Annotated in this window: 30 protein-coding genes; 25 read left to right on the plus strand and 5 right to left on the minus strand. The window is 56.4% G+C overall.

What is annotated here, in order from left to right; genetic code table 11:
• Positions 1 to 70 precede the first annotated feature (70 nt).
• A complete protein-coding gene (locus HA052_RS19450) occupies positions 71 to 256 on the minus strand; it encodes a hypothetical protein (protein ID WP_166453181.1) in 186 nt (61 codons plus the stop codon).
• A 286-nt stretch (positions 257 to 542) separates the two neighbouring features.
• Between HA052_RS19450 and HA052_RS19455 the strand changes: the two genes are divergently transcribed.
• The 3 genes from HA052_RS19455 to HA052_RS28020 all read left to right on the plus strand — a co-directional run bounded on the left by HA052_RS19455 (position 543) and on the right by HA052_RS28020 (position 1,747).
• Complete coding sequence (locus HA052_RS19455) at positions 543 to 821, plus strand: type II toxin-antitoxin system RelE/ParE family toxin (RefSeq protein ID WP_166453182.1); 279 nt, start codon at positions 543 to 545, stop codon at positions 819 to 821.
• A 20-nt stretch (positions 822 to 841) separates the two neighbouring features.
• Complete coding sequence (locus HA052_RS19460; protein WP_277345122.1) at positions 842 to 1,150, plus strand: HigA family addiction module antitoxin; 309 nt, start codon at positions 842 to 844, stop codon at positions 1,148 to 1,150.
• A 465-nt stretch (positions 1,151 to 1,615) separates the two neighbouring features.
• On the plus strand, positions 1,616 to 1,747 hold the full coding sequence (locus HA052_RS28020; RefSeq protein WP_277345120.1) for a hypothetical protein: 132 nt from the start codon (positions 1,616 to 1,618) through the stop codon (positions 1,745 to 1,747).
• Positions 1,748 to 1,849: 102 nt separating this feature from the next.
• Here the strand turns inward: HA052_RS28020 and HA052_RS19465 are convergent, their stop codons facing one another.
• Entirely contained in the window at positions 1,850 to 3,148 is a 1,299-nt protein-coding gene (locus HA052_RS19465) for a DUF8462 domain-containing protein (protein WP_206118968.1), read from the minus strand.
• 245 nt (positions 3,149 to 3,393) lie between these two features.
• Here HA052_RS19465 and HA052_RS19470 point away from each other — a divergent pair, with 245 nt between their 5' ends.
• From HA052_RS19470 to HA052_RS19540, 15 genes are all read left to right on the plus strand, one after another.
• The gene (locus HA052_RS19470) at positions 3,394 to 3,804 is read left to right on the plus strand and encodes a hypothetical protein (RefSeq protein WP_166453184.1); all 411 of its coding nucleotides are present in this window, start codon (positions 3,394 to 3,396) and stop codon (positions 3,802 to 3,804) included.
• Position 3,805: 1 nt separating this feature from the next.
• On the plus strand, positions 3,806 to 4,357 hold the full coding sequence (locus HA052_RS19475; RefSeq protein ID WP_166453185.1) for a PAAR domain-containing protein: 552 nt from the start codon (positions 3,806 to 3,808) through the stop codon (positions 4,355 to 4,357).
• On the plus strand, positions 4,354 to 4,989 hold the full coding sequence (locus HA052_RS19480; protein WP_166453186.1) for a hypothetical protein: 636 nt from the start codon (positions 4,354 to 4,356) through the stop codon (positions 4,987 to 4,989). The genes HA052_RS19475 and HA052_RS19480 overlap by 4 nt, the downstream gene beginning before the upstream one ends.
• Positions 4,986 to 5,480, plus strand: coding sequence for a hypothetical protein (locus HA052_RS19485; RefSeq protein ID WP_166453187.1), 495 nt, complete (start codon positions 4,986 to 4,988; stop codon positions 5,478 to 5,480). The genes HA052_RS19480 and HA052_RS19485 overlap by 4 nt, the downstream gene beginning before the upstream one ends.
• A gap of 308 nt (positions 5,481 to 5,788) precedes the next feature.
• Positions 5,789 to 6,019, plus strand: coding sequence for a hypothetical protein (locus HA052_RS19490; protein ID WP_166453188.1), 231 nt, complete (start codon positions 5,789 to 5,791; stop codon positions 6,017 to 6,019).
• 110 nt (positions 6,020 to 6,129) lie between these two features.
• Positions 6,130 to 6,477 carry a hypothetical protein gene (locus HA052_RS19495; protein WP_166453189.1) on the plus strand — a complete coding sequence of 116 codons (348 nt, stop codon included), beginning with the start codon at positions 6,130 to 6,132 and terminating at the stop codon, positions 6,475 to 6,477.
• A 74-nt stretch (positions 6,478 to 6,551) separates the two neighbouring features.
• Positions 6,552 to 7,517, plus strand: a complete 966-nt coding sequence (locus tag HA052_RS19500; protein WP_166453190.1) for a hypothetical protein — start codon at positions 6,552 to 6,554, stop codon at positions 7,515 to 7,517.
• A gap of 272 nt (positions 7,518 to 7,789) precedes the next feature.
• Positions 7,790 to 8,239, plus strand: coding sequence for a hypothetical protein (locus HA052_RS19505; protein WP_166453191.1), 450 nt, complete (start codon positions 7,790 to 7,792; stop codon positions 8,237 to 8,239).
• Between the two features lie 10 nt (positions 8,240 to 8,249).
• Positions 8,250 to 8,708 carry a hypothetical protein gene (locus tag HA052_RS19510; RefSeq protein ID WP_166453192.1) on the plus strand — a complete coding sequence of 153 codons (459 nt, stop codon included), beginning with the start codon at positions 8,250 to 8,252 and terminating at the stop codon, positions 8,706 to 8,708.
• An 89-nt stretch (positions 8,709 to 8,797) separates the two neighbouring features.
• Positions 8,798 to 9,016 (plus strand): hypothetical protein, encoded by a 219-nt coding sequence (locus tag HA052_RS19515; protein WP_166453193.1) that lies wholly within the window; start codon positions 8,798 to 8,800, stop codon positions 9,014 to 9,016.
• 13 nt (positions 9,017 to 9,029) lie between these two features.
• The gene (locus HA052_RS19520) at positions 9,030 to 9,506 is read left to right on the plus strand and encodes a PDDEXK family nuclease (protein WP_166453194.1); all 477 of its coding nucleotides are present in this window, start codon (positions 9,030 to 9,032) and stop codon (positions 9,504 to 9,506) included.
• Between the two features lie 14 nt (positions 9,507 to 9,520).
• Positions 9,521 to 9,871, plus strand: a complete 351-nt coding sequence (locus tag HA052_RS19525) for a hypothetical protein (protein WP_166453195.1) — start codon at positions 9,521 to 9,523, stop codon at positions 9,869 to 9,871.
• A 176-nt stretch (positions 9,872 to 10,047) separates the two neighbouring features.
• Complete coding sequence (locus HA052_RS19530; RefSeq protein WP_166453196.1) at positions 10,048 to 10,395, plus strand: helix-turn-helix domain-containing protein; 348 nt, start codon at positions 10,048 to 10,050, stop codon at positions 10,393 to 10,395.
• Between the two features lie 164 nt (positions 10,396 to 10,559).
• Positions 10,560 to 10,790 (plus strand): hypothetical protein, encoded by a 231-nt coding sequence (locus tag HA052_RS19535; protein ID WP_166453197.1) that lies wholly within the window; start codon positions 10,560 to 10,562, stop codon positions 10,788 to 10,790.
• 287 nt (positions 10,791 to 11,077) lie between these two features.
• Positions 11,078 to 11,296 carry a hypothetical protein gene (locus HA052_RS19540; protein WP_166453198.1) on the plus strand — a complete coding sequence of 73 codons (219 nt, stop codon included), beginning with the start codon at positions 11,078 to 11,080 and terminating at the stop codon, positions 11,294 to 11,296.
• A 1-nt stretch (position 11,297) separates the two neighbouring features.
• Here the strand turns inward: HA052_RS19540 and HA052_RS19545 are convergent, their stop codons facing one another.
• From HA052_RS19545 to HA052_RS19555, 3 genes are read right to left on the minus strand one after another with little or no spacing between them, the layout of a single operon-like run.
• A complete protein-coding gene (locus HA052_RS19545) occupies positions 11,298 to 11,780 on the minus strand; it encodes an SGNH/GDSL hydrolase family protein (protein ID WP_166453199.1) in 483 nt (160 codons plus the stop codon).
• Entirely contained in the window at positions 11,773 to 12,063 is a 291-nt protein-coding gene (locus HA052_RS19550) for a type II toxin-antitoxin system RelE/ParE family toxin (RefSeq protein ID WP_166453200.1), read from the minus strand. Before HA052_RS19550 ends, HA052_RS19545 begins: the two co-directional genes overlap by 8 nt.
• Complete coding sequence (locus tag HA052_RS19555) at positions 12,057 to 12,509, minus strand: antitoxin PaaA2 family protein (RefSeq protein WP_206118969.1); 453 nt, start codon at positions 12,507 to 12,509, stop codon at positions 12,057 to 12,059. The genes HA052_RS19550 and HA052_RS19555 overlap by 7 nt, the downstream gene beginning before the upstream one ends.
• Positions 12,510 to 12,952: 443 nt before the next feature.
• Between HA052_RS19555 and HA052_RS19560 the strand changes: the two genes are divergently transcribed.
• The 7 genes from HA052_RS19560 to HA052_RS19590 all read left to right on the plus strand — a co-directional run bounded on the left by HA052_RS19560 (position 12,953) and on the right by HA052_RS19590 (position 16,738).
• Positions 12,953 to 13,369: a hypothetical protein gene (locus HA052_RS19560; protein ID WP_166453201.1), complete on the plus strand. Its 417-nt coding sequence runs from the start codon at positions 12,953 to 12,955 to the stop codon at positions 13,367 to 13,369.
• 37 nt (positions 13,370 to 13,406) lie between these two features.
• Positions 13,407 to 13,628, plus strand: coding sequence for a helix-turn-helix domain-containing protein (locus HA052_RS19565; RefSeq protein ID WP_166453202.1), 222 nt, complete (start codon positions 13,407 to 13,409; stop codon positions 13,626 to 13,628).
• A gap of 68 nt (positions 13,629 to 13,696) precedes the next feature.
• Positions 13,697 to 13,939 (plus strand): hypothetical protein, encoded by a 243-nt coding sequence (locus HA052_RS19570; protein WP_166453203.1) that lies wholly within the window; start codon positions 13,697 to 13,699, stop codon positions 13,937 to 13,939.
• A gap of 16 nt (positions 13,940 to 13,955) precedes the next feature.
• Positions 13,956 to 14,330 carry a hypothetical protein gene (locus HA052_RS19575; RefSeq protein WP_166453204.1) on the plus strand — a complete coding sequence of 125 codons (375 nt, stop codon included), beginning with the start codon at positions 13,956 to 13,958 and terminating at the stop codon, positions 14,328 to 14,330.
• A complete protein-coding gene (locus HA052_RS19580; protein ID WP_166453205.1) occupies positions 14,323 to 15,543 on the plus strand; it encodes an AcrVA2 family anti-CRISPR protein in 1,221 nt (406 codons plus the stop codon). The genes HA052_RS19575 and HA052_RS19580 overlap by 8 nt, the downstream gene beginning before the upstream one ends.
• 119 nt (positions 15,544 to 15,662) lie before the next feature.
• Complete coding sequence (locus tag HA052_RS19585; protein ID WP_166453206.1) at positions 15,663 to 16,268, plus strand: hypothetical protein; 606 nt, start codon at positions 15,663 to 15,665, stop codon at positions 16,266 to 16,268.
• A 146-nt stretch (positions 16,269 to 16,414) separates the two neighbouring features.
• The gene (locus HA052_RS19590) at positions 16,415 to 16,738 is read left to right on the plus strand and encodes a DUF6283 family protein (protein ID WP_166453207.1); all 324 of its coding nucleotides are present in this window, start codon (positions 16,415 to 16,417) and stop codon (positions 16,736 to 16,738) included.
• The last annotated feature ends 31 nt before the right edge of the window (positions 16,739 to 16,769 follow it).

Consider the following 16,769-nt stretch of genomic DNA (forward strand, 5'->3'; position numbering starts at 1 on the left):
GGCTTGGCAGGGGGACCGCGGAGGGGAAAACCAGCGGCACCGGCGGGCGCCGGCGCCGGACGACGGATCGTCAGGACGGGGACTGCTCGGCCTCGGGCTCCACGGTGCAAACCAGCTCATCCTTCGGGCTGTTGCGGCGGCCGCTCGCGTTGAACCAGCCGACTTCATGGCCATTGGGGCCGAAAGCGCGGAAGACATACATGGTGAGTTGCTTCTCGTTGGCGGCCGCTTGGGCCTGAGCCAGAATTTCTTGCATGCTCATTCTCCTGAGTTTGTAAGGGCTTGAAGGCCGACAGGTCGACGCCGGCGCGGCCATTCTACGCCGGGAGGACGAGTTTGGCGCTGAACACCTGCAAGCGATTTTGCATACTCTCATCTTGGTGGAATTTTCGGTGGCCCCCACAAAGGGATGACAAATGGTAAAATGGAAATCAACGTTTCTTTTCAAGTAGTTGAATAAACGTTTATAAAATGCGTCGATGAAATAGTTAGCTAAATTCAATTGGAAGGATGTGTAGCGTCGCTATACACTCAACGTACTGATGATCAAAACCTTTGCACATGCTGGTCTGAAGAAGTTCTTTGAAACAGGCTCGAAAAAAGGCATACAGCCGCACCATGAAAAGCGTTTGAAGCTGCAGCTCGCGGTGCTGGACAAAGCCTGCAAGCTGGAAGACATGGGCGTACCAGGTTGGGGGCTACACCCTCTGGGCGGCGATATGGCGGGGCATTGGTCGGTCACGGTCAACGGCAACTGGCGTTTAACTTTTATGTTTGATGGCCAGGATGCCCACGTTGTGAACTATCAGGATTATCACTAAGGACTTTCATCATGGCTTCTATGTACGCTCCACCGCACCCAGGCGAGTTGTTGGCAGACTGGATTGAGGGACTGGACGGCATGAATGTCACCCAGTTCGCCAAGGCAATCCACATCAGCCGGGCGCAGCTGTCCCGAATCATTCACGGTCATGCCGCGGTTACCCCTGAAATTGCCATCCGTTTGGAGGCTGCGTTGGGTACCAGCAGCACGATGTGGCTTGGCCTGCAGAGTGCCTACGACGTTTGGCAGGCTCGCCAAGAGACCCGACCCGTCATCATTGCGGTTGGGCGCCCCATCGTGGAGGCGGCTGAAGCGATCTACGCTTGACCCCGCCTCATACCTAAAACCGGCTTCGGCCGGTTTTTTATTGCCCGCGTGTTTGATCTGGCTCGAAGAGGAACCCGTACCTCCTGGTCTGGGGTGTGTTGGCATTGGCCTGGGCTCTCGCCCGCGGCCATGAGACGAAACGAAGCCGCCCTTGGTATTCGAAAATCGGTCTCTGGCCCGGGCGCACCAGTGCGCGCGAGGTGGCCGCGCTCGGCCCGTTGAGGCCGTCTTGCAACGGAGGGGAAACCGGTCTGCAGGAAGGCGAGATGGAGCGTTGGCCACTGGCGGGGGGGCCGGTCGCATCGACAGCGCGCCTCGGCGGCGCCGGCGGTGGTGGTGGTGGTGGCAACTATTTTTCGTGCACGTCCGCATTATCCAGGATCGCGCAGCTATACCTCCCATCGGCGTCTTACACGCCGCTGTGCATCATCTCCGATGACTTGCACAACTTGAACGGGAGTTCCTATGAGCGCATTTTCGGTATATCTGGTAGGCATGCTGTTGCTGGTGCTGGGGGTCGAGCCTTACAGGCCCTGGTTGCTGCGCACCGGTGGCGCCATTTTGGTGTGGGCCACCCTGCTGGCGATGCTGAGCTGAGCGGGAGGATTTGATAGCCGTCGTAGTCTGCGGCGGTGGCCGCATGCATGACCTGCGGGTGGTGCATGCGGCTGACCGCAACGTGGGGGGAACAGCAGGTCGTTACGCGCCGGGGATGATGCGCTTCATGAACGCATCGAACAAGGGTACCGTGAAAGCGGTATCGCCGTGCGTGGGCGACCACACCATGCCCTTGGCGATGAGGCTGCTACGCGTCGGCGCCAGCGACTGCACGCTGCGGTTCATCTGTTTTGCAATATCGCCGGAGCGATGCGGGCCTGGTCCCAGTTCGGCCATCGCTCGCAAGTAGGTCTTTTCAGACGGCGTCAGGCGGTCAAAGCGTACTCGGAAAAAACTCTCATCCAGTGCGGCCACCGTGACAGCCGTGGCCGCGGTGACATCGTCCTGGGAGATCGGGCTGAGGAGGGCGGTATCCCATGCCTGCTTGCCCCACTCCTGCAAAAAATACGGATAGCCCTGGGTCTCAGAAAGGATGTTGGCCACGGCCTCGGGTTGATAGCTGACGCCTTCGGCCTCTGCCGGTTTTTCAATCGCCTCCCTCGCATCGGCCTCATCCAGCGGGCCGATCATTGGGAAGTCGAATAGCCGTTCGGCGTAGGATTTGGCATCCCCCATTTGACCGCGCAGTTGGGGTAGGCCGGCGCCTACCAGCGTGACCGGCAGTTGCTGTTGGGCGCAGCGGTGAAGGGCAGAAATCAACGCGGCCAGCTGCTCGGCTTTGACGTACTGCAGCTCGTCAATGAACAACGCCACCGCGGTGTTCGCCGATTGGGCGGCGCGACCAACTTGCTCCAGCAGCGTGGCTAGATCGATGCTCAAGTCGCCATTATCCGCCAGTCCGGGCTCCGGCTCGTAATCCAGGCCGACCTCGATGTCCTGGTAGGTGACTTTCAATTTGCCCACGAAGCCGGCCAGGGCGCGCAGACCACGAACGGCCAGGTCGCGTGCGGCCTCGACATGGCTGAGCCTGAGCAGGGCCACGCGCAGCTGTGGCGCCAGCAACGCCGGCAGGGAGCGCTCTTCCGGCGCTTCCAACGAGATGGTATGAATGCCGTCGCCTTCGGCATCCAGCCGCATTCTTTCCAGCAGTACCGTCTTACCAACGCCGCGCAGTCCCACCATCATGATGCTTTTGGCGCTGCGGCCGATGCGGATGCGCGCCAGGCTGATGCGAACCATGTCGCGGACAGCCTGACGACCGGCCAGTTCTGGCGGCGGCGTACCCGCGCCAGGGGAATAGGGGTTTCGAATCGGGTCCATATCTAGGGAAGTTACCAAAGTTATCGGAATACGATAAATATAGATAAACTCGGTAAATAAACAATACCTTCGTGCCTTTACCCGCGATTCACCGCCAAATGTGTGGTGGTAATGTGTCACCGCACTCCCCAATCTCCCTGCCGGCGACTTGCCGATCGGCGCCGCAGCCTCGCCTGTGCTGCGGTGACACTCCGTCGCGATAGCGCATGCCGGCGGCAGGCACGGCCTACAGGAGAGTCGGCGAGGAGAGGTGGAAGACCTGGCGCGGTGCTGCCCTTTTGGGCAAGGAACCAATTGGCAAATCCTCAAACCAATTACCATGCTAATAAAATGGCAATTTTCCCAATCCAACTGAGGGGAAGGGTATGCAGCACACGATAGAGGAAGGGCAGCGCCTGGTGGCTGACTGGCTGGCCAAAACCGCAGCCAGACCGATCCAGGCCGTCTATCCCGTGGCGACGGGAGTATCCGTCACCGAGCGAGGAGGCCAGGTCCTGGCGACGGCGCCCATCATGCTGGGCGCTCACCGCATTGCGCTGGTGGGCGACACCGTGCGTTACGCCGACGGCACCGAGGCCATCATCATCAGTGGCGCCGGCGTCGCCGGCATGGTGGATAACCGCTCCTTCGCCCTCGTCGGCAGCGAGCTCAACAATGGCGATCGCATCGCCGGCCCGCACCATGATGATGCCACCATCACGCAGTATGCCGATGAGCCGCCCATTGAGGGCCTGCTGGATCCGGCCTATGTTTCGGCCTCTGGGGCCGGAGTCTGACATGGGCAAGCCCATTATTCGCGAGGGGGACCCAACGTCGCATGGTGGCACCGTGCTGGAGGCCTTTCCCACGCTGACCGTGTTCGGCAAGCGCGCGGCCGGCATCGGCCACCAGGGATTTTGCCCTAAGTGCAAAACCACTTTCACCATTGTCGCCGGCGCCAAGAATTACACCTTTATGGGCAAGAACGTTGCCGTCGAGGGCATGCAGACCTCCTGCGGCGCGGTGTTAATCGCGACTCAAGGCCAGGCCACGGTCGGGGACGAGCCAGGCGCGCACAGTGTCCAATCGGCGCTGGCCGGCGTGCCCGCCGCCGCCCTGGGCGCCGCCGGCGTTGACGGGGAAGAGGTGATTGAGCACTGGTACAGCCTGGAGGACGAGGCCGGTAATCCCGTCGACGGCTATCGCTACGACCTGTACCAGGGCGAAGATCGGCTGGCGCATAAAGGATCCTTTGCGGGCGGGAAATCGACGGTGATCCCCGGTGGCGAATCCGAGTATGTGATGTGGTTGGAGCGCGACTCCGCCATCAGAGAAACGGTGTCATCATGACGACAGTGACGGCGAAAGCGCCGAAAGCTATCGCGGCGGAAACCCGCCTCCTTGCCGCCATGGCGTATGGCGAGGCGTCCACGGCAGATGATGCCGACGAGATTTACGCCCTGGCCAGCGTGCTAAAGCGACAGCGCGACGCAAGGGGCTACGCCACCATGGCGGCGTTTGCCGCCGGCGAGCCCTCATTCTCATTTGTGGTTGGCGACGGCAACAAGCGCTATCAGAAATTCAAGAAGGCGTCGGATGCGGACGTGCGTGCCGACGCGGGCATGAATACGGCCATCGCCGCGGCCGAGAACGCGCTCGCGAACGGGCCGGATAAATCGAACGGCGCCTGGTTCTGGGACGGTGCGGACATCAAGTCGAACTACAAGAAGCATTTCAAGGTCCGGCAAGGCATCCGCTTCACCGATGCGGCTCACAACATCTACGACATCAACGAGTCCAGCAAGCTCGTGATCAAGTACAAAATCACGAAAAAGAAGGTCAACGGGAAAGTTCAGGAGCACAAAGAGGAGCTGTATCGCTATGATCATGTCTATGAGTCCACCGCGGCCTACGGCGGCACGATCTTCTGGCAACAGGCTCCCGACTATCTGAAATTCACTAGGGCAAAGGAATACAAATGAGATGGCTCAGCGTGCTTTTTGCCCTCGCCCCGACGGTGGCCTTCGCTCTCCCCTCCGGCGCCGTCGTGAAAAGCTGCCTGGCAAGCCAGGCCCAGTCGGGCGTCACCGTAACGGAAATTCCGTTTCAAGAGATCAACGAAGAGGACGATTACCGTCCGGGCTACACCGCCGAGTACGTCCTGTTCAACGGCGCCAAGGTGGGGGCCGCGACATCGAACAAGGGTGCGGCCATCCTCTATCGCGAGAAACTTTACCCGGTTGCCAAGGCGGTTGTTCTGGCGGGTGCCAAGGCCGCTCTGCCGGAGGAGATCCACGTCGAGTTGGCATCCTGGGCCTGGCTGAAAGAAGGGAGGCGTCAGTATCTGTGCGTCTCCGACAATTTCGACGGCATCGGCCGCAGCGGATCGTTTCAGAAAATTCGGTATGGTTACCTGCTTGAGGTCCGAAAAGGCGGGAAGTTGTTTTACACCAATGGGGTGTTGGGCGATTAAGGGAGCGGTGGAAAGAGCGTCCATCATCAGGTGATAAACGCCGTTCTCGGGGCTGGTCGAGGGTGCATGCCTGAGGTGGTGTACGCCAGAGTAGGCGGTGCACTAGCTAAAAACACCCTCCAGAACGAATTGTAAAACATAAACAAATCATCATCTTACAGTTGATATGTGTACTTTTTGGCCTCATCCCGGCTATACCCCTATTGGCTCAGAAACAAAGAACCTCGCCAAGTGCGGGGTTTTTTGTTGCCTGCTGACTGGCATGTTGTGTAAGCTATATGGTACGCAATGTGTACCAAGTGAGAAGCATGGAAGAACAGACCCAGCAAGAATATCTGAAAGCAGTTAAAGCCGAACTTGGCGTCGAGTGGGACAGTCTTGCCGAGTTGGCCGGGATTGCTCCGAGGGCCTTGAAGACGTACCGGATGCCGGTTGAGTCCAAGAACTATCGGGGCATGTCTCCCTTTGTGCGTGACGCCATTGAGCGGGTGTTGCAAGAACATCGCAAGCGTATGAAAAAAGCATCAAAAGGTGCTTGACGAGGTACGCAATGCGTACCATAATGAAGCTATCAAAACGCTGTCGGAAAAGTTTGCTGATCGCTGCCGGTTTCGCCGTCAGCAGTGAGCAGGACAACCAGGAGGCATAAATGCCAATACAGACAAAAACAGACCCGCGCATGCCAACGGTTACGCTATACCGGCTGGTGAGTGCCGCGGACGGCCAGGTCGTTCGCTTCACTGCACTCGGCGAGCAGGCTGAAGAATCTTTGCTGCCCATCATGAATAGCGCCCAGGCGCGTGTAGAGGGCTACGACGGGTTCCTTGAGCTGCTGCTTCAAGCTCGCTATCCCCATGATGGCTTGTCCAGGTTCCACCTTGTGCCCGAAGCCGCCCCTGATGCTGATCTGACTTACCACCGCGAGCGCGTCATTCATTGCGAGGAAAGGCTCGACATCGATGATATGAGCGGAAGCGCGGAATACAGAATCGAATAGGCCGGAAAAGTCGCCTTATCCATGCGGGTGAGACAGGTCTGCATCAGCAAAACGATTCGCCGGGAGCAAACAACGTGGCAATGCAACTGAGGTTTAAAAGCGAGGTTGATCTAGCAAATGTTGTTCGCCGTAGAATGGAATGCATTGGCTGGACTGCCTATGCAGAAGTCCAAGTGTCTCAAAGCGCCAAGCGGGCCGATTTGGTTTTCGAGAGTGGTCGGCGAGTTATGATTGTCGAGACTAAGCTGGCCCTTTCTATTGAAGTAGTATCGCAAGCCGTGCGCTGGCTTGGCAAAGCGCATTACGTGGTTATAGCAGTCCCTGCTCCTAAAGGTCGTTCTTCTGAGCGTATTGCATTTATAGTTGATTACTTGCGGGCCAAGGGTATTGGCCTCTGGTGGTTAGATCCAGGCGAAGAACAGCAACTTAGCAGCGGCACAACCTACGACAGCTCACGCCTCAGTGTTGTCGTGCCCGAGCGACTGCATCGCTGGGCCGATTGGAAAGCCCAGAAGTTACGCCAGGTGCTGGTTGAGGAAATGAGGCAGGCACAGGCAGGAACAAAGACGGGAGGCATGGCAAGCACACCTTTCAAAAGAACCTGCCTTTTATTACGGAAGTTTATTGAGGAGCATTCGGGAACGCCATTTGTTGCCGCGATGGAACGCATTCAACATCATTACAGCTCCGTCAAATCGGCTAGATCGAATATTGACATCATCCTAAAGACGGCGAACTTGGAAATTAGAAATGGTGGTCTATACATACCAGGCGCTCCAGATGCCCAACTATCCAAGCAAAAAGAACTGCCAGGACTGGCAACCCAAGACAGCCAATATGCTGACACGATAGTGATCCGCTGTGAAGGCTGTCGAGGCATGCTTGGACTGATGAAATACCGCCAGTTTGGTATGGATACCATGGAAACCATTCGGCCTAAGCTGGAGAAGCGTGGTGCTTATATCGAGTGGGAACATTCCGTCAATTTGCCAGCACTTAGCCTCTGTGGGTGCAGTGGACGACAGCAAATATTGCTCTGAACGCTTAATTATCTCGAAATATATGTGCCGGCTGCCGCCGGCTTTGTAGAAAAGATTTTGCCCCGCACAAAGCCTTTTTAAGGCGAGTAGATGACCACGCAAGAGCGTGATAACCCGGACAGCGCTGATCGGAATGCAGGGGAGCGCTGCGATGGTGTAAGGCAGATGCCTTGGCGGCCCGCTGGCGAGATTCGTAGCCCCTACAGTCGAGGCCCACACCTGAATTGGGGAGCGTGGAAGGGGCGCTTTACATAGAAAGAGGAAGGGTAAACATGGAAGTGCGTAAGGAACATGTATTGAATTTGATCGAGCATCTCGATGGGAAAAGTCAGATCGAATTCGAAATCATGCAAGTTGGCGGCGGGTATTGCTCAGACAGAGTCAAGCAGTTTGAAGTGACAAGTAAGGGTGCCGGATGGATGTTAAAGGTGATTACGCTAAATAGACCAAAGAAAGTTTCTCGCGGGACGGTTGATGATTTGCGCCAAGCCATTCAGACTGCGCCGGACTCTCCACTGAGTGGCATTAAGCTGGTGGGGATACATGGTGATTGGGCTTGGGTTACCAAAATGAAATACCCTCTGCTCCTATCCAAGACTAACAATGGTGTTCCGTTGATTATTGTTCGTTGCAGATTGAGTGATTTCTGTGACTTCGATGGTAATCAGCGCTTTGCTTCAATGCCCAACATCTTGGGCCCTCAAGACCTTCTACTTGGTTAAGCTGATTCTCATGGAAAACAAAATGCCAAGAACCAAGAAACCATCGACGGGGCCTGGTGATAAATCGCTTCCATCCCTTGAGAATTTCATTGCATCGGTGAAGTTTGTGATGATGAACGATCATGGAGCACCGGAGTTTGTTGCCGATGCATTGTTGTCCATGGATGACGATTATGTTAGGAAGCAATTCTCAGAAAAGTGTGACTTGAACAGCGAGGGTGGTTGCGATCTGCATGACCTGATGTTTGACATCGCAGCAGAACTGGCGTCAAAACCAGCCGCGACAACGGATTGGGTCCGGGTAAAGGATAGCCAAATCGTGGTTGAACTTAGTCACAACATACAATCCCTACTGGAAAAGGCGGTCAAAGTCGGTTTGTACGGAGAATCGATAGATGACGTTGTACGCACAATGATCGCTCGGGGCATCGAAAGCACTTTCCATATTATTTCTGAACCGACCAGATAAGCCAAACAGCGGAAAATGCGAGAGGACATCGCCTACAACCGGCGCGAGCGCCACCTACCTTGAGTTGATTTTCCACCAGGGAGCAGAGCATGGACATCAAGCCTGAGCAGTTTTTAGATCGATATGGCCGGCGCGTGCTGACCGACGAAGGCATTCCGGGAGTGGACGCCAAAGAGGGTATGGGGTCCACGACTGAAGTGATGAAGGGGGCTGTTGCCGCTGCGATCTATGCCAACTGCCCTCGGCTCAACAATGCTCAGCTCGATGAAATCATCAGCTGGGTCCAGCTCTACAAGACCACGTTGTAATTCGGAAAAGACCATGCCAAGCCCGGAACACGACAATCTGACTCGCCTCGGCGCGAGGTGGCTCAAGAAGCAAGGCTTCGCTGTGGTGGCCACCGAGATAAGCGCCGTTGGAAGCCGTGAGCAACCCGATGTAGTGGGTTTCCGCTCCACCTGCTCAGCCATCATCGAGGCGAAGGTAAGCCGGGCTGATTTTCTGGCGGATGCGAAGAAGCCTGAACGCAAAGCAGATGGCGTGGGACTCGGGATTTACAGATTCTATATCTGTCCGCATGGTCTGATCGCGGTCGATGAATTGCCGGCGAAGTGGGGCCTCCTCTATGTCCGGGGAGCAGCGGTGGAGGACGTTCTCCGCCCCCTGGGGAATATCTGGCCAGGTCTTGGCCCGTCGGTCGAAGGTTGGAACGAATTTCAACATGAGCCGGATTTGGCCAAGGAAAGGGCCGTCTTGTTTTCGATAGCAAGACGCCTCGCCAACGGCCAGCCGGTTTGACTCGGAAAATGAAAATGGCTGACGTAACCCGACTGCTTGACTCAAAAGCAACAATTGCGCAGATGAGGGAGCGCCGCCGTATAGCGGAGTGGCTGCGGAAGATTGCAGATCACATCGAACGGGGAGAAGCAGAAACCGATCCTTTTTGCGCTGTACTCACATTAATTGGCCGCAAACAAAGTGAAGTTTTGGTGCTTGGGATGGCTGAGAAAAACGAGATTGCGGAAGCGGCAACAACGCTGTTTCGTCACGCCATCAATCCGAGCGGCGAGCAGAGCCATAGTATGTACCCGAGGAATTTTGTTCAGTTCCTCCGCGATTGGCAGTCGGCCGAAGTGCTGATAAACGCCATGAAAAATAAATAGGACGGAAAAGCTGGCCGGCCGTCCTGGTCGGGGCGGGGGGACAGGAACCCGATAGCCAGATAGCCGAACATCGGCGGTGAGAGCGATCAAAACCCGATACACCATGAACGGCTATGGATGGTCGGCAGGTTGTCAAAACTCACCGCCCCGACCAGGGCGGCCAGACATAGGCAAATATGGAATCCCAACAAATGGATGTGTCTCTTAGCACTATAGCCGCGCGTTTGCGTGATGAGCGTAAGCGGTTGGGAATGACGCAAGAGACATTTGCCGAGGTTTCAGGCGCAAAGCGGCGAACGCTCGTAGATTGGGAAAAGGGAGTTTCGTCACCCACGGCCACTCAATTATCCGCCTTGGGTTCCATCAACGTGGATTTGCTATATGTCTTGACGGGCCATCATCTCGGACAGGGGGTTTGCGAGAGTGAGCAAGAGGTTACTTTGGTACGTATGTTTCGAAACCTTTCCGCAAGTCAGAAGGAAGTTGTATTGCTGTTAATCACTGAACTCGCCGCAAAGAATTAAACCAATGGAAAATGACCATGCCAGATTTGAACGAACTGAGCAGGGCAGCATTGTCAGCCGCGCAATACCGTCCACTGTCTGATAAATGCACCCCGACCAAAAAGTAAATTCGCCGAAAAACCCGCGCCGGCCGGTTGCCTGGCTTACTAAAAACAGGTGGTCTCATGAAAGTGTTTTTGCATACGCGTACCCCGCAAAAGCGTGATTGGACGAATGAGATTCGCGAGTTCGCGCGTATCCCGACTCTTGGGGAGTATGTTTCAACATCTGGCCACGGTCCTTGGCACAAGGTCGAACTGGTTGTTCATTGCCCCTTCGAGTGTGGCTGCGATGCGGAAGTCTATGCGGTCGAAGTTGACCACAATGAAGTGCTTCAAGCTGCACTGATAGGCTGACCGGAAACGACATGACCACAAGTTTTAGCAAGGCATCCGAACAAGAAACCGAGCTAATGGCGTACTTGGTACTGTAGCTTGGAGAGTCTGCCAACCTCGACCAAGAGGAGCAGGCTATTTTCATCCAAGCCATTCGTTCAGGTCGGCAGTTGATTGAGGCAGAGGGCGTAAACGAGATAATTGCACGAGCGCATGTGGCCAACCTGCTCAACGACACAAATTCCCTCGCGTTGCACTCAATCGCTGTCGAATACCTGACCCTATAGGCCGAAAAAGGATTACCAGCAATGAGCGCCAAGCAAGAGGCAAAGGCCAAAATCTCCGCTGGGGAAAAGGGGGGCGACAAAGTTCATTCCGCATGGAATGCCGCCCATGAGGCTCTGGCTGGCGGGGTGAGCATGAACGGTTCTGGCATCTATCACGACCAAGGCGATCCGCTTCGCCGGAAGCTGCTTGAGACCCAAGCTCAGATCAAGATCGCTGCAATAACGATGGGAGAGCTCTGAATCAGTAGGCCTGCCAAGGCAGATGAAAGTACTGCGCCAGGCCGGCGGAGAGCCGCCGGTAGCCGGTGCGGGTGGGATGGACGTTGTCTGGGCCCAGCACGCTGTCCACCGGCTGAGTCAGGTCGCCAAACTCTCTCGCCACAAATTGGACGTAAGCTGCAGCACGGAACTGAGGCGATGGAACCACCCAGACCACCGTTCTCGCCTGCAGCCGCAGGCGCAGCATCCTCAGCTCCTCGAGCGACACGCGATCCTTGTCGTTGCTGCCTGTGCTGATGACGATGACTTGAAACGGTTGGCCGGGGGCCACGGCGATGTTTTGACGCGTCGTGCGGCCGACTTTGGCTTGCGCCACGCAGCCCGGCAGCCCGCGGCTGATGCCTACCGCCAGGCTATCCCCCAGCACGAGGCAGTCCGCAGCCATGGCCGGCAAGGCAAGTCCCCCTCCGACCAGGGCGAATAGCATCCATCGCCGCTTATTCATCGTTTCTCTCCCCGCCTGGCCAGGCTTGTGCCGTCTGCAGCACGCGCAATAGCGTCACGTTTTTATCGGCGCCCAGCTGGTAGACCAGCAGACACGGCTCGGCCAAGTGTTCGCGGGTGCCCGCGACGCGGCCTGGGCATCCCAATGGCACCTGGTTGATTAACTGCTCTGCGCAGGTTTCGATATGCAGGTCCGTTGACACCGCCGCCAGCGCATCGTCTCGGGACAAATGGACAAGGAAGGCTTCGCGATCCGCCAGCGCCAACGGCGTCCAGATCAGCACGCATCCCCCTCGCCCGCGCGCTTCCGCAGTTCAGCCCGCTTGGCGTCGAACAGGGCCTGCGCCTGTTCATGTGGGATGCCCGGTGTCGGATCCTCCAGCGAGGCTTGCACCGCGCTGCGTACATACTGGTCGTAGGCGGCGGCCTGGTGGGCGCGATGCAGGGCGGCGCTGCGGTCCGGGCGCTGGGTGCGTTGCGGGCTGTTCGGGTCGAACGCCGTCGAGTCGACCTCGAACTGGGTGATGCCTAGGGCGGCGAGGTAGCCAACCAGGGTCTCCAGCTTCTTGAACACGCGCACCTGCTTGCTACGCGATGCCGCCAGCGCCCGCTGGTAAGCCCCGTATCGCACCACGATGGACCAGCCGCCGGCTTGGCCAATGGCCTGTGCGCTCTGTACGCTGCCGGCGTCGGCCAGATGCGACAGCGTGAGGTGATCGATGGTTTCCAAAGTCTGGTCTCCTGACTTGCAACTAATGATTAAATAGCAGAGCAAATTATAATAACCTGTCTCCAGGGCTGTAAATTGACTGGCCCAATCACGCGGATCGATAATGAATGCCGGTTGATTAATGGGAGCCAAAGAGTATGTCATCACGACTCGACCCGATGCGGGTTGCGGAACTCCAGCGCAGTGGTTTTTCAGTCGCACTGATGCGCGACGTAGGGGATGCTGAGTATGGCTGGATCCACTTGTCTACGCCTGAGTCCCAATCGGACTGGAAGCATCGTCAGCCTTATCGATCCACCAGTGCTCAAGCCTGGGTGGATTGCGATGCCTACGCGAGAGGGGTGATGCCAATGCAGCCGGATCCGGACTGGAATGAAAAGCGCTAGGGCCCACACAAACCGCGGTCTGCCGATATCGCCGGCCGCCAGCAAGGAAACACAAGCATGAAGAAAAAACGGGTCCATCGACCGCCCTCCTTCGATATTTCGATCAAGATGGTCGCGCCCGGGCTGGATGCCGTGGCGGCAATTCGCCAGGGAACGGTTGACCAGGTGCAGGTGGTCAACTTGCGAATGATGAGCAAGATTGCCAGCGCGGCGCGCCTGCGCAAGTTGCTGGCGCCGGATCCGGATGGGTTGGAGGCGCTGATTTCGCCGCTGGTGGCGGCGCTGGACAGCGGCGACATGGTTCAGCTGGATCTCGATGAGCTGGAGCACGCAGAGCTCTGGCTGACGGCGCTGCGCGACATGCTAGGCCGGGCATCTGCCCAGTCGCTTCAAGCGCTGCTGGACGATTTGATCGTCAGTGCCGACATCCGTCAGCAGCTGAAGCGGATTGATCAGGCGAGTGAGCTGGCCTAAAAGGACGAGAATGGAAGCGATAAGACCTGGGTCTCAGATGACGGCCGCGCAGTTTGACTGCTGCCTGGCCAGCCGGTCCGGCGAGGCCTCGGCAGCGGCCAGGCTGGTGCTGGTCCAGGGGCTGACCGTTGCGGCCGCGGCTCAGCAAACCGGGCTGGCCGAGAAAACCATCCGCAACGCGATGAGCCGGATCCGCAAGCGCCACGCGCAAATTGTGCTGGCCTACTGCGGCGATGCGCCAGCAATGCATTTGGAATGAATTGTTGTATCCCTATTTGAATGGGGATATAATCCGGGGATCTACTCACTTTAGCAAAGGGCAAAACCATGGCGAACAAGACGATGGCCTTCGAAGAACTGCAGCGCCGCCTGACCCAAGCGGTGCTGGCCGCGCTGGATCAAGAAGTGAAAGCGATGCTGGGCGACGAGGGCGCCCGCGGCTGGACCGACAAGGAGCTGCCGATGCTGTTCCGCGGACTCCATCCGCACATTGAGGCCGTCGCCAGCCGCATCAATGATGCGGGCGAGCCGGGCGCGGCGCAGCTCAAAATCGTCAAATCCAGCCGCTAAGCGTAAAGACTGCACGATGCGAACTTTCATCACTGTGGAAATGAATCGACAGCGAGAGAGGCATATTCTCTTTCTCGGGGTAACACCAGGCCTGGTGGTAGGCACGCTGGCATTCTCCCTCTCTGCCATCGCCGCCCAAGTCGGCATGCGGGAGGACCTCTGCTACGACGAGCAGGGCGGCTATTCTATTGGCGCTATCGTTATACGCGGCAAGCAGCACTACCGTTGCGCAGAAATCTCAGCGCCCAGGGAGGGTGAGCCGGTCGTCCATACCGGGGCGGCTTGGGTGAGCTATTGGGAGTCGCCAGACGAGCTGTCTGACGACGAGACTGACGGCGAAGTGGTGGATGCCGTCAAAGTGACGGTTTACAAGGCGAGTGCGAATGACTAAACCCGACCCCGTATATATTGAAGCGCTCAAACGCTTGGAGGCCAAACCCGAGTTGGCCGTTCAAATCGCGGATATCATGCGCGCTCATCGAAAGCGGCCAAGTAAGGCGAGCTATGAGGCGAGGTTATTTAAATATCACCCTGTACGTTACACCATTTTGCGCAATGATCCGTTGTGGAAAGTCATTGATGATTCCATCGCGATGGGCTTTGCCGATCCGCTGGTTGGCACTGGCGAGCGCGTACTCTATCTATTGCAGCATGGTTACCTGACCCTGAGTGACATTGATGTCTCGTTTTATTCAAGTGAGACAATCGAAGATATTCTATGCATGGAAGGGGCCGGCGATGAGTCCGGACTACAAATAGCAGAAGAGGACTGGCACGAAAAGGGTGAGCAAATATTCGACCTCAGCCAGATTGCTGCTCTATTTAGTGAAACAGACGCTAGCGATGTTCCCTTCTCCGCGATCAACCTTCCATATTCCTCGTTTTATATCTATTGGGGGGCGCACCTAGAAATACCCAGCCCGATTTCGCATCGCTATATCGATGGGTGTTACGTCAGTTGCAGAGATTGGGGGACGATGGATCGAATGCTGGAATTGCAATTTACCTCCTCATTTGAACCGAATTTCCCCTGGGATACCTGTTCTCTTATTTGCAACGTGGCCCATGACGCCAATGGCAGCATAGGCCTGATGAAGAGTCTGTCGCCCGAAGAGAATGGAGACGCTGACCCCACTTTCAGCAGCTTATATGCAGATCTGGACCAGACAGGATTCTACCCCGCACCGCTGGCGAAAAAATGGACTCCTGCTCTGAAAAAAGCTTTAAGCATGGCAGCAAATTGCCTTTGTTACTTGTCTGCAGAAAATGCCGAAGTAGAAACCGGTTTCCCTGGTGATGCACCGGCGAGGCTGGTGCTTCAGACCAATAGCCTGAAGAAAAGTGAACGGGAACGAGCGTCCAGTAAACTTGCTTCGCTGGGCTTTCGCCGAATTCATCTTTGTGGTCGCGCTACAGCGGAGACTCTCGGCCTTTCGCATAATACGGCCCAGATGCCACCTCATTGGCGTCGCGGCCACTGGCGTAAACAGCGGTATGGCGAAAAGCTGGCAAAAACCAAAATCATTTGGATGTCCGGTGTGTTGGTGAATGCAGAAAAAGGTCAGCCGGCCGCTGGTCATATATATATTGCCGATAAAAAATGAGCGATACACCGGCTCATAAATGCATAGACCACTGGTTCTAATATTCGGGCAGTGGTATATTGAAACGCCATCCCGCGATAAGCGGGTTTTTTATGCCACGACAACATAGGAAATGTTATATGAGCGTAACAACATTTAATCAGCCCGACCCTTTTCTGAAAAGGTCAGGACGAGTGTTTGATTGGGTTGTCAAAACAGCCGTGATCGCAGCGGTTTCTCCATTCATGTTGGCGGGCCTGCTGTCTGCATTTGTTTATTATATGGGCCTTCCTTTTTCGATGTTCATCAATGACCTGTCTTCGATTGTGACTGCCGGGCCGGCAGAATTGATGAAAATGCACGCCGCATGGACTAATTTTTACATGGCTTGCATCACCCTGGTCGTTGTCGCCCGCATACTGAGTCTGAAAATAATCACTCAACCTGTGCGGCTCTGGACTGATTCGAACATCACTCAACCTGTGCGGCTCTGGATTGATTCGAAGGTCGATTCTTCTTCTAAAAGACAGCAGATGGCTCTAGTCTTAAGCCCTTGTCTGCTCATGCTTGTCGTCGTTGTTATTGTAGATTCGTTAGTGACGAAGCCTCAGCCCCCTGGCTTGATATCGAAGAGGCCCGCGGAGGCGACCGCGTCTATCGTGCTGGGGAATCGCGTGGTGGCCAGTGGTAAAGCCAAGGTGGCCAAACAGGGCGACGGCCAATATCTCATCACCTTTACTCGCTGAGCGGCTTTCCATGCGTCGACTGCGCATTTGAACGAATAGCGAATTCGAAGTTGCCTTACCCATGCCGGCACGTATTTGTCGGCATCAGCAAGCCAACTCCACTCCTATCCTGGTGCATTTAATTGAAGAGCTTGAGGGAGAGCGTCGTGTCGAATCTGCCGCATATCAAAAAGCCCTGCCGAGACTGCCCGTATCGCAAAGACGCGCTGAAGGGTTGGTTGGGCGCTGATCGGGTGCGCGAGCTGCTCGCCGCCGAGTCCTTCGTCTGCCACAAAAAACTGGATCGGCAATGCGCCGGTCACATGTTGATCAAGGGCGAGGCGAACGCTTTCGTGCGCATGGCCAATCGACTGCAGATTCCGCTCGAGCTGTCCGGCCGCGAGCTGGTTTTCGAGAACCAGGACCAGTGTATCGAACATCACCGATCCTATCGTGATCCGTCTGCGTCGCAGAAATTGGCGGATACCTGAGGGGGGCTCCTCTTGGGTAAAATTGTAGAAA

It is taken from the genome of Chromobacterium fluminis (assembly GCF_011602385.1).
Taxonomy (GTDB): domain Bacteria; phylum Pseudomonadota; class Gammaproteobacteria; order Burkholderiales; family Chromobacteriaceae; genus Chromobacterium; species Chromobacterium fluminis.